We start from the raw sequence: 11869 nt of genomic DNA, 5'->3' as shown, positions 1-11869 counted from the left end.
CCTGGTTTTCATCGAACCCCTGAACTGTCGATCGTTTTGTCGACCTAGGGGATTGGATGCAGCGATCGCGCGTTAGTCATCAAGGCCGATCGCTTCGGCGCAAACGAATGCGCCAGGCCGGTAGCGGCCTGGCGCAGGAACCGCCGCCGACGCGGCGCGGACTACTGGACCAGGCCGCGATTCTGCTGTTGCGCCTGCTGCCAGCTCTGTTGGGTCGGCGCGGCCACGTTGGCGATTTCCTGGGTGTTCTGCTCGACGGTGCGGTTGAGCATGGCCTGCTCGGGGTGACTCACCACGTCGCGCGCGCCGCTGAAGCCGTGATCGCGCACCGCATACAGATTGCCTTCGTGGCTCACCACGCGCGAGATGTCGGGCATGTGATTCTGCTTGGCGAACAGCGCCACCGACGAAGCCAGGACCTCCTGCTGCTGCGGCAGCAGGCCCTTGTATTCGTCCTGCACGCACTTGAGCGCGTTGCAGTACAGCGGATGGTCCGGGTGGCGCCCGTCGTTGAGCAGGATCGCCCGTTGCGGCTGCGGCATGCCGAAAGGCTGTCCGCCGAAACTGCCTTCCTGCATGCTGCCGATACCGCCGTAGACCTGCCGCACGGTCGAGCGGATCTCGTCGCGCATGTTGCCGGACACGACCATTTGATCTTCGCTGTAATCGCCCGGCAGCGGCTTGATCTCGACGTCGTCGCGGAACTGGCCCAGGCCGTTCAATTCCCACTCGTGCGAACTGTTGGCGCTGCGGCCGACCAGACGCAGGTTGCTGGTCTCGTTGTATGCGTCCAGCGCATTGGCCTTGGTGGCGACGCCGTTGTCGGCGTACTTCATCATTTCCTGGGCCAGGATCTCGAACGGAATGCGGTGGTCGATGTCCAAGGCATCGCGGGTCAGCAGTTGACCCGAGGCATCGCACTTGAACAGCGGCACCTCGGTGATATTGCCGGTGGTCGGGCTCTTCATGTGCACGGAGCCCGCATAGGCCTGCGCCAGTTGCGCCTCGTACCACTTTCCGGCCACCTTCGCGTCGAACGCCAAACCCTTGCGCCCGTCCTCCGGCGCCCACTGCGCGCCCGTCGTCTTGGCGGTGCGGCGCGCCAGATCGCGGTCCTCGTCGAACTCGGGATGGTCGGCCTTGGCGTCGAAGCTCAGGCGCTTGTCGACCCACTCCTGCCACTCCGGCGAGTTCGGGCCGTAGGTGCCGTACACCAGATCGGCGCTGTCGCGCGCGCGGTTCACCACCGCCGGCAGCATGCGCAGGTTGCTGACGTCGTTGTAGGCCTTGTGGGCGTCGGCATGCGTCTGCACGCCGAGGTTGTCGAAGTGCTCCAGCACCTGGGTCTTATGATCGATGTCCAGCGCATCGGTGCTGTGCCAGGTATCGGTTTGGGCGTTGTGGAACAGCACCACCTTGCCGTGATCGTTACCCACCAGCTGCGGGCTCATCTTCTCGAAGGCCCAGTCGTTGCGCATGTATTCGACGGTGGAATCGTAAAAGCCGACCGAGGAACGGGTATCGCTATCGGTCCAGGGCTTGTTGCGCAGCTTGGCGCCGTGCTCGGGCGGCGACAGGTCCTCCCAGCTGACCAGGGTGACGGTCTTTCCGCTATTCAGATCGACGTCTTCGAATTGGTAGGGCATGGCACGGCTCCTGGGCGATGACGCTGCGGCGTCCTTGGCGGCGGGCGTAGGACGGGCGCGGGCCCGCCGGTACGTCGTGGATCGGGTCGGCCCGGTACGGGGCCTGGGTCGTCGACAACGAGGCTTCGACGGCCGATGAGCGGCGCTTCAACATGCGGCCCGCCGCGTGCCCGGCGAACGCCGGGGCCGTCGTGCCCCGGGCGTCCCGCCGGACAGCGGCGCGGCTTACTTGGTCATCGAGAAAGTGTGGCTCTGCGGCGCCTGCGTCGTGGTCTGGGTCGGCGGCGTCAAGGCCGCGACCTCGCGCGTGTTCTGCTCCACGGTCCGGCCGTTGAACTGCTTCTCGTCGACATGGACCACCTGACGCGAAGCTGGCCCGGTGTCGCGCACCACGTACACCATGCCCTCGTCGCTGCGCACCACGCGGCTGATGTCCGGCATGTTGTTGGCCTTGGCGAGCAGGACCAGGGACGAGGCGACGATCTCCTGCTGCGGCTGCAACAGCTTGCCGGCGTACTCCTTCTGCACCCCCGCCAACGCGCTCTGGTAGAGCTTGTTGTCCGGATGGCGCCCGTCGTTGAGCAGGATCGGGCTGCTCGAACTCGCGGTGCTCAAGGTGAGCGGGCTGCTGGAGCTTGCGCCGTTCAGGGAGAACCCGCTGCTGCTCTGCGGCATCGACGCGAAGCTGTGCTCCTGGATGCTGGAGATCGTGCCGCGGCCCTGGCCCATGGCGCTGCGCACCTGGTCGCGGATGCTGCTGGACACCACCAGTTCGTCTTCGTCGTAGTCGTCCGACAGGCTCTCGCCGTCGTCGTCGCGGTAGGTCATCTCCTCGTTGAGTTCCCACTCGTGCGAGCTGTTGGCGCTGCGGCCGACCAGGCGCAGGTTGCTGGTCTCGTTATAGGCGTCCAGGGCCTGGGCCTTGCTGGCCGTACCGTTGTCGGTGTACTTCATCATCTCCTTGGCCAGGATCTCGAACGGCAGTTCGTGATCGATGTCCAGGGCGTCGCGGGTGCACAGCTGCCCGGAAGCCGAGCAATAGAACAGGTGCACGTTCTGCTTGATGCCGGTGGTCGGGTGGGGCATCGCCACCGTGGTCGCGTACTGCTTTTCCAGCTGCGCCTCGTACCACTTGCCGACCACTTTGGCGTCGAAGCTCAGGCCCTTGCGGCCGTCGTCCGGCGACCAGTCCTTGCTGGTGGTGGCGACCGTGCGCCGGGCCAGGTCGGTACTGGGATCGAATTCGGGATGACTGGCCTTGGCATCGAAGTTGAAACGCTCATCGACCCATTCTTTCCACTGCTTGGAATCTTTGCCGTAGGTGTTCAGCACGTTGTCGGCGCTGTCGCGGGCCCGATTCACCACCGCCGGCAGCATGCGCAGGTTGCTGACGTCGTTGTAGGCCATGTGGGCCTCGGAGTGGGTCTTCACGCCCTTGGCCGCGAAGTGGTCCTTCCACTGCACGACATGGTCGATGTCGAGCGCATCGGTGGAATGCCAGGTGTTGGTGGATGCGTTGTGGTACAGCATCAGACTGCCTTTCGGCGTCGTCACCGGCGTGGCCGACATGTGCTTGGCGGCCCAGTCGTTGCGCATGTACTCGACGGTGGAATCGTAGAAGCCGACGCTGGCGCGGGTGTCGGTGGTCTTCCACGGTTTGCTCTGCAGTTTCGCCCCGTGCTGGGTCGGCGACTCGTCTTCCCAGCTGACCAGGGTGACCTGCTTGCCGCTGGCGAAGGTCTGCTTCTCGAATTCGTAGCCCATAACCGCATCTCCTTGTCGATGACGCTTCGACTTCCGTGATGATCAGGCGACGGCCGGCCCCTACCCCCGGCTCGGCCTTGCCCGGGCCGAGCGGAGCTCAGGGCGGGCAGGCGGCGAGGATACCGCTACTGGCCACCCCCATGACACTTTTTGTCCCCACCCGGCACGGGCATAGGCGACGAGCGGTCGCGCGGCGCCGCGAGCCGGACGACGCGGCCGAACGAAGGCCCGGCTGGACCACGATGGGCAGATAAACGGCTCCAGCGGCGCCGGCCGGCCAGAGCGCGGGCGGCGACAGCGGCATCGGCGACGGCAGCGCTGGTAACAGCAGCGCCCGCCGCCGTTTGCGTCGTCCTTGCTTAGAAGGAGTCGCCCGGGACCCGCACCCAGCCTTCCATCAGCACGCGCGCGCTGCGGCTCATCACCGCCTTGGTCACGATCCACTTGCCATCGACCTGCTGCGCCTGTGCACCGACGCGCAGCGTGCCCGAGGGATGGCCGAAGCGCACGACCTCGCGCTGCCGGTTGCCGGCGGCGAGGTTGACCAGGGTGCCGGGGATCGAAGCGGCGGTGCCGATCGCGACCGCGGCCGTGCCCATCATGGCGTGGTGCAGCTTGCCCATCGACAGTGCGCGCGCCAGCAGGTCGATGTCGCCGGCTGCGACCTGCTTTCCGCTGGAGGACACGTAGTCCTGCGGCGGCGCGACGAAGGCGACCTTGGGCGTGTGCTGGCGTTGCGCCGCGGCTTCCACGTTCGGTATCAGGCCCATGCGCACCGCGCCGTGGGCGCGGATGGCTTCGAACATCGCCAGCGCCTTGGCGTCGCCGTTAATCGCGCCCTGCAGTTCGGTGCCGGTGTAGCCGATGTCGGCGGCGTTGAGGAAGATGGTCGGCACGCCGACGTTGATCATGGTCGCGCGCAGCGTGCCCACGCCCGGGACTTCGAGGTCGTCGACGAGATTGCCGGTCGGAAACATCGCGCCGCCGCCCTCGCCTTCGTCGGCCGGGTCGATGAACTCCAATTGGATTTCCGCGGCCGGGAAGGTGACGCCGTCGAGTTCGAAGTCGCCGGTTTCCTGGACCTGGCCGTCGCTGACCGGCACGTGCGCGACGATGGTCTTGCCGATGTTGGCCTGCCAGATGCGCACGACCACGGTGCCGTCCTGCGGAATACGGTTGGGATCGATCAGGCCGGCGGCGATCGCGAACGGACCGACCGCGGCGCTGAGGTTGCCGCAGTTGCCGCTCCAGTCGACGAAAGGCTGTTCGATGGCGACCTGGCCGTAGAGGTAGTCGACATCGTGGTCGGGCACCGAGGCCTTGGAGACGATCACGCACTTGCTGGTGCTGGAGGTCGCCCCGCCCATGCCGTCGGTGTGCTTGCCGTAGGGATCGGGCGAGCCGATCACCCGCATCAACAGGGCGTCGCGCGCCTGGCCCGGCGTCTGCGCGGCGACCGGCAGGTCCTGCAAACGGAAGAACACGCCTTTGCTGGTGCCGCCGCGCAGGTAGGTGGCGGGGATGCGGATCTGCGGAGCGTGGGACATGGGCATTCTCTAGCGGTTGCGTTCGGGAATCGCGGGCGGCCTCAGGCCGCCTGCACGGATTCCAGGAAGTCGTTGGCGAAGCGCTGCAGCACGCCGCCGGCCTCGTAGATCGAGACTTCCTCGGCGGTGTCGAGGCGGCAGGTCACCGGCACTTCGACGCGCTCGCCGTTGCGGCGATGGACGACCAGCGTCAGCGTCGCGCGCGGCGTGCGTTCGCCGATCACGTCGAAGGTCTCGGTGCCGTCCAGACCGATCGTCTTGCGGTCGGTGCCGGGCAGGAACTCCAGCGGCAGCACGCCCATGCCGATCAGGTTGGTGCGGTGGATGCGCTCGAAGCCCTCGGCCGCGATCGCCTCCACGCCCGCCAGGCGCACGCCCTTGGCCGCCCAGTCGCGCGAGGAGCCCTGGCCGTAGTCGGCGCCGGCGACGATGATCAGCGGCTGGCGGCGGTCCATATAGGTCTCGATCGCCTCCCACATGCGCGCCACCTGGCCCTCCGGTTCGATCCGCGCCAGCGAGCCCTGCACGACCTTGCCGGCCTCGTCGCGGACCATTTCGTTGAGCAGCTTGGGATTGGCGAAGGTCGCGCGCTGCGCGGTGAGGTGATCGCCGCGGTGGGTCGCGTAGGAATTGAAGTCCTCTTCCGGCAGGCCCATCTTCGCCAGGTACTCGCCGGCGGCGCTGTCGAGCAGGATCGCGTTCGACGGCGACAGGTGATCGGTGGTGATGTTATCGCCGAGCACCGCGAGCGGACGCATGCCGGTCAGCGTGCGTTCGCCGGCCAGCGCGCCTTCCCAGTACGGCGGACGGCGGATGTAGGTGCTCTGCGGACGCCAGTCGTACAGCGGGCTGATCTTGGCGCCGTGCTCGACGCTGAACTTGAACATCGGGTCGTAGACCTGGCGGAACTGCTCGGGCTTCACGCTGGCGGCGACGATCGCGTCGATCTCCTCGTCGCTGGGCCACAGGTCCTTGAGCGTGATCGGCTGGCCGTCGGCGTCGAAGCCGAGCGCGTCCTTCTCGATATCGAAGCGCACCGTGCCGGCGATGGCGTAGGCGACCACCAGCGGCGGCGAGGCCAGGAACGCCTGCTTGGCGTAGGGATGGATGCGGCCGTCGAAGTTGCGGTTGCCCGACAGCACGGCGGTCGCGTAGAGGTCGCGTTCGATCACTTCCTTCTGGATCGCCGGATCCAGCGCGCCGCTCATGCCGTTGCAGGTGGTGCAGGCGAAACCGACGATGCCGAAGCCGAGCTGTTCCAGCTCGGGCAGCAATTTGGCTTCCTCCAGGTACAGCTGCACGGCCTTGGAACCCGGCGCCAGCGAAGTCTTCACCCAGGGCTTGCGGCTCAGGCCGCGCGCGTTGGCGTTGCGCGCCAACAGGCCGGCGGCGATCACGTTGCGCGGGTTGCTGGTGTTGGTGCAGCTGGTGATGGCGGCGATGATCACCGCGCCGTCGGGCATCTGGCCCGGCACGTCTTGCCAGGCGCCGGCGATGCCGCGCGCGGCCAGTTCCGAGGTCGGCAGGCGCTTGTGCGGGTTGGACGGGCCGGCCATGTTGCGGACCACCGAGCTCAGGTCGAAGCTCAGGCTGCGCTCGTACTCGGCATCGGCCAGCGAATCGGACCACAGGCCGGCCAGCCTGGCGTAGGTCTCGACCAGCTTGACCTGCGCATCCTCGCGGCCGGTGAGGCGCAGGTAGTCGATGGTCTTGTCGTCGATGGAGAACATCGCCGCGGTCGCGCCGTACTCCGGCGCCATGTTGGAAATGGTGGCGCGGTCGCCCAGGGTCAGCGCGGACGCGCCCTTGCCGTGGAACTCGAGGTAGGCGCCGACCACTTTGGACTGGCGCAGGAACTCGGTCAGCGCCAGCACGATGTCGGTGGCGGTGATGCCGGGCTGCGGCTTGCCGGTCAGCTCCACGCCGACGATTTCCGGCAGGCGCATCCACGAGGCGCGGCCGAGCATTACGCTCTCCGCCTCCAGGCCGCCGACGCCGATCGCGATCACGCCCAGCGCGTCGACGTGCGGGGTGTGGCTGTCGGTGCCGACCAGGGTGTCGGGGAAGGCGACGCCGTCGCGCGCGTGCACCACCGGCGACATCCGCTCCAGATTGATCTGATGCATGATCCCGTTGCCCGGCGGGATCACATCGACGTTCTTGAACGCCAGCTTGGTCCAGTTGATGAAGTGGAAGCGGTCTTCGTTGCGGCGGTCCTCGATGGCGCGGTTCTTGGCGAACGCGCCCTTGTCGAAGCCCGGAGCTTCCACCGCCAGCGAGTGGTCGACGATCAGCTGCGTCGGCACCACCGGATTGACCTGGGCCGGGTCGCCGCCGCGCTCGGCGATGGCGTCGCGCAGGCCCGCCAGATCGACCAACGCGGTCTGGCCCAGGATGTCGTGGCAGACCACGCGCGCCGGGAACCAGGGGAAGTCCAGGTCGCGGCGGCGCTCTATCAGCTGGGTCAGATAGGCCGTCAGCATCGCCGGTTCGGCCCGCCGCACCAGGTTTTCCGCATGCACGCGCGAGGTGTAGGGCAGGCGGTCGTAGGCGCCGGGCGCGATCGCCTCGATCGCGGCACGGGCGTCGTAGAAGTCGAGCTCGGTGCCCGGGAGCGGCTTGCGGTAATCAGAATTCATGGCTGGCTGCTGGATTGGGAGGCATGAGGGACGGCGACGCGGCACGCGGACCGGAGCCCGCACGCATGCGGCCATACGGAAGCCTGAGGGCGACGACGCCAAGGCCGGGACTCGCCCGGCCATGAGGATTATCCCGCAATCGCCCGCTGACCGGGGTGCGGCGGCACGGCGAGGCCGCCAGCATGGCCTCCGCGCCGGGGAGAGGTCTTGTGGTTCGACGGGCCTGACGCAGGCCCGGACTAGGTTGCGGCCGCAAGGGTCGGGCGTGGAATCGGCCTGCCCCGCTCGTGCCGGCGCAGTCCCGCATGCGGTTCTTCGCGGACTCGGCGGTTCCACAGCCGCACCGCGGCCGCCGGCAGCATTCGCTGCCGACGGCTTCATTCCCTCAGTACTTCGCGTCGAAAGCGAAGATCGGCTTGCGCGACCGCCACAGGCCCTTGGTGAAATCCGGGAACTCCAGGGTCTTGAAACCTTCGGCGATGGATTGCTCGGACAGGGGCGTGATCGCGCTCCAGGTCACCGCGTCGTAGATGTCGATCGGCATCGGCGCTCCGGCTTTGAGCGCCTCTATGAAGGCATGGACGACGAAATAGTCCATGCCGCCGTGACCGGCGCCGGCGGCGTCCTGCGCGTACTTGCGCCACAGCGGATGGTCGTACTGATCCTGGTAGGCCTGGAACGGTTCCCACTTGTGCGCCGGGCTGCGGCCTTCGAGGTGGATGGACTGGTTGACGTCCATCCACAGGCCCTGGGTGCCCTGCACGCGGAAGCCCAGCGAATACGGCCGCGGCAGCGAGGTGTCGTGCTGCAGCAGGATGGTCTCGCCGTTCTCGCAGGCCAGGGTCGTGGTCACCACGTCGCCGAGCTTGAACTTGACCTGGGTGCTGGGATGCGTGGTGCCGCCGCTCTTGGCCACGGTGTACTCGTGCAGGCCGCGCGCCTTGGTGGCGAAGCTGTTGATGTGGGTGAAGCGGTTGCCGCGATTGACGCCGGTGTACATCGCGCAGGGGCCGACACCGTGACTCGGATACAGCTCGCCGTTGCGACGCACCGAATGCTCGGTGCGCCAGCGCGCTTCCGACCAGCCCTTGGGACCGAACTCCACACCGCTGCCGTACGGCTGATCCGGATCGCCGGAGTTGAACTTCACCGCGCGCAGATCGTGCTGGTAACCGCCCTGCAGATGCACCAGCTCGCCGAACAGGCCGGCCCGCACCATCTGCAGGGCCGCCATCACATCGCGCCGGTAGCACACGTTCTCCAGCAGCATGTAGGGCGTGCCGGTGCGCTGCTGCGTCGCCAGCACGTCCCAATGGTCCTGCAGGCTCACGCCGGCGACCACCTCGCAGCCGACCGCGACCTTGGCCTGCATCGCATCGATCGCCATCGGCGCATGCCATTCCCAGGGCGTGGCGATGATCACCGCGTCCAGGCCGCGCTGCTCCAGCAGGCGGCGGTAAGCGTGCTCGTCGCCGTCCTGACCATAGGCCTTGGGCGCGGGCTTGCCGGCCTCGCTCGCCATCGCCAGCCCACGCTTGAGCGTGATCGGCTCGATGTCGCACATCGCGACGACCTCGACGTCGTCGCGGCGCAGCAACTCGCGCAGCAGCACCTGGCCGCGCATGCCGGTTCCGATCAGGCCCAGGCGGATGCGCCGGTCGACGGCCCAGGCCGGCGTTGCCGACAGCAGGCTGGTCGCGCCCAGGGCGGCGCCTGCCAGGATGAAATCTCTACGGTTCATGAGGTGTTCCTTTGCATCCGCGGCCGGTTCCGCCTTCAGCTTGCCACGCGCGGTTCGAATGAATGCGGATCCGACCGGATCCGCAAGAAATCGGTCAGGGCTTCAGGTGCCAGCGCTGATAGTCGTTGGCCAGACAGGTGTAGGTCTCCAGGTAGGCCCCGCGCACGCCGCCGTTCATCGGGGTCAGGCACTTGCGCGCGCCGATGTTGTAGAGCTCCCTGGAACCCGGGATCGGCATCCAGCGCTGGCGCGAGCCGTTACCGCAATCGGCCAGCCGCACCTTGCCGTCGGCGTCGGCCTGCATGCACTGGCTGCGCGAGCGCATCAGCAGGCGGAAGCCGTCGTCGCGCTCGACCTGCTGATTGACGTTGGCCGTGCAATCCCACAGGCCCGCTTGCGCGCCGCCCGACAGGGTGTCCAGGCAGTAGCCGCTGCGTTCGTTGAGCAGGCGCTGCGGGCTGCCGAGCGTGCCGTAGACGTTGGCCGCGGCGATGCAATCCTGCTCCGAGGTGCAGGCCGCGCGGGCGATGGTCGCGCAATTGCCATAGGTGGCAGCGGTGCTGGACACCGGACCCACGCTGCCCTGCTCCGCCGTCGGCGCGTGCATTACCGCGCTGCTGGCCGGCACTGCGGCGCAGCTCTTACGCTGCTGGTCGCCCTGCGCATAGTCTTCCAGGAAGGTGAGGCTGTAGTTGGTCAGGGCGCCCCAGGCCGCGGGCACCTGGATGGTCGCGACCTTGCGCTGGCTGCCATCGCCGGTATCGACGATGTACGCCGCCCATTGCGCGGGCGCCTCGGCGACGATGCGGATGTCGTAGGTGGCGCGCTCGCGCCAGGCATAGTCGACCGAGCATTGCACGCCGCTGCCTTCGTGATCGAAGTAGCGGCACAGGGTGCCGGGTTCGGCGGTCCAGCCGGTCGCCTTCCAGATCGAGAAGTTCAGCCACTTGCTGCGGCCGTCGCGCTGCTGCAGGCCGACGTAGCCGCCGTCGCCGCCCTTGAACCAGAATTGGTGCGCCCAGTAGGTGTAGCCGTCCTTGCCGGGCTCGTCGGTGATGGTGGTGGGGAAGTTCATGTCCAGATAGCCCTGCTCGGTGGCCGGCCAGTGGCGGTCGATGCGGACCATGCCGCCGGCGACCAGAGCGAAGGCGTTGGACGAAAGCATCAGGCACAGCAACAGCACGGCGTAGCGGATGGTGCGCATGGAAACTCTCCTGTGAAAGGCTTGGCGTTCTGGCGAACGCGGCCGGGTGCGCGACGGCGGCCCCAGGGGGAGCGGCCGCCGTGCGCTTGCGATCAGAACTTGTAGTCCACTGTCCAATCGGATCCGCGAGGAATCGGTCAGGGCTTCAGGCTCCAGCGCTGATAGCCGTTGGCCAGACAGGTGTAGGTCTGCAGGTAGGCCCCGCGCACGCCGCCGTTCATCGGGTCCAGGCACTTGCGCGCGCCGATGTTGTAGACCTCCTTGGAACCCGGGATCGGCATCCAGCGCTGGCGCGAGCCGTTGCCGCAATCGGCCAGCCGCACTTTGCCGTCGGCGTCGGCCTGCAGGCACTGGCTGCGCGAGCGCATCAGCAGGCGGAAGCCGTCGTCGCGCTCGATCTGCTGATTGGCGTTGGCCGTGCAGTCCCACAGGCCCGCTTGCGTGCCGCCCGACAAGGTGTCCAGGCAGTAGCCGCTTTGTTCGTTGAGCAGGCGCTGCGGGCTGCCGAGCGTGCCGTAGACGTTGGCCGCGGCGATGCAATCCTGCTCCGCGGTGCAGGCCGCGCGGGCGATGGCCACGCAATTGCCATAGGTAGTCGCGGTGCTGGACACAGGACTCACGCTGCCCTGCTCCGCCGTCGGCGCGTGCATTACCGCGCTGCTGGCCGGCACCGCGGCGCAGCTCGCACGTTCATTGGCGCCCTGCGCATAGTCTTCCAGGAAGGTATTGGTGCTGTCGGTGAGGCCGCCCCAGGTCGCGGGCACCTGGATGGTCGCGACCTTGCGCTGGGCGCCGCTGCCGGTGTCGACAATGTAGGCCGCCCATTGCGCGGGCGCCTCGGCGACGATGCGGATGTCGTAGGTGGCACGCTCGCGCCAGGCATAGTCGATCGAGCATTGCACGCCGCTGCCTTCGTGGTCGAAGTAGGCGCACTGGGCGCCGGGCTCGGCGGTCCAGCCGGTCGCCTTCCAGATCGAGAAGTTCAGCCACTTGCTGCTGCCGTCGCGTTGCTGCAGGCCGATGTAGCCGCCGTCGCCGTTCTTGAACCAGAATTGGTGCGCCCAGTAGGTGTAGCCGTCATTACCGGGTTCGTCGGTGATGGTGGTGGGGAAGTCCATGTCCAGATAGCCCAGCTCGGTGGCCGGCCATTGGCGTTTGATGCTGACCATGCCGCCGGCGACCAGAGCGAAGGCGTTGGACGAAAGCATCAGGCACAGCAGCAGCATGGCGTAGCGGATGGTGCGCATGGAAACTCTCCTGTGAAAGGCGTGGCGTTCTGGCGAACGCGGCCGGGTGCGCGACGGACGCCCCACGGGGAGCGGCCGCCG

At 67.5% G+C, this 11869-nt stretch carries 7 protein-coding genes; all 7 read right to left on the bottom strand.

Going from position 1 to position 11869, the window contains the following annotated elements:
• Positions 1-161: 161 nt before the first annotated feature.
• Positions 162-1646, bottom strand: coding sequence for an XVIPCD domain-containing protein (locus ASE10_RS09825; RefSeq protein WP_055908054.1), 1485 nt, complete (start codon positions 1644-1646; stop codon positions 162-164).
• A 225-nt stretch (positions 1647-1871) separates the two neighbouring features.
• Positions 1872-3410, bottom strand: a complete 1539-nt coding sequence (locus ASE10_RS09820) for an XVIPCD domain-containing protein (protein WP_055908049.1) — start codon at positions 3408-3410, stop codon at positions 1872-1874.
• A 359-nt stretch (positions 3411-3769) separates the two neighbouring features.
• Positions 3770-4957, bottom strand: coding sequence for a 2-methylaconitate cis-trans isomerase PrpF (gene prpF / locus ASE10_RS09815; RefSeq protein ID WP_055908046.1), 1188 nt, complete (start codon positions 4955-4957; stop codon positions 3770-3772).
• A 41-nt stretch (positions 4958-4998) separates the two neighbouring features.
• Positions 4999-7596: a Fe/S-dependent 2-methylisocitrate dehydratase AcnD gene (gene acnD / locus ASE10_RS09810; RefSeq protein ID WP_055908039.1), complete on the bottom strand. Its 2598-nt coding sequence runs from the start codon at positions 7594-7596 to the stop codon at positions 4999-5001.
• Between the two features lie 385 nt (positions 7597-7981).
• A complete protein-coding gene (locus ASE10_RS09805; RefSeq protein ID WP_055908036.1) occupies positions 7982-9337 on the bottom strand; it encodes a Gfo/Idh/MocA family oxidoreductase in 1356 nt (451 codons plus the stop codon).
• A 94-nt stretch (positions 9338-9431) separates the two neighbouring features.
• Entirely contained in the window at positions 9432-10541 is a 1110-nt protein-coding gene (locus tag ASE10_RS09800) for a ricin-type beta-trefoil lectin domain protein (RefSeq protein WP_055908032.1), read from the bottom strand.
• A gap of 137 nt (positions 10542-10678) precedes the next feature.
• The gene (locus ASE10_RS09795) at positions 10679-11788 is read right to left on the bottom strand and encodes a ricin-type beta-trefoil lectin domain protein (RefSeq protein WP_055908029.1); all 1110 of its coding nucleotides are present in this window, start codon (positions 11786-11788) and stop codon (positions 10679-10681) included.
• Between the last annotated feature and the right edge of the window lie 81 nt (positions 11789-11869).

Origin of the sequence: Lysobacter sp. Root76, assembly GCF_001428685.1 — a bacterium.
GTDB lineage: Bacteria > Pseudomonadota > Gammaproteobacteria > Xanthomonadales > Xanthomonadaceae > Lysobacter.
The sequence above is the reverse complement of the archived record's forward strand: the minus strand, read 5'-3'. Positions and strand labels throughout refer to the sequence as shown.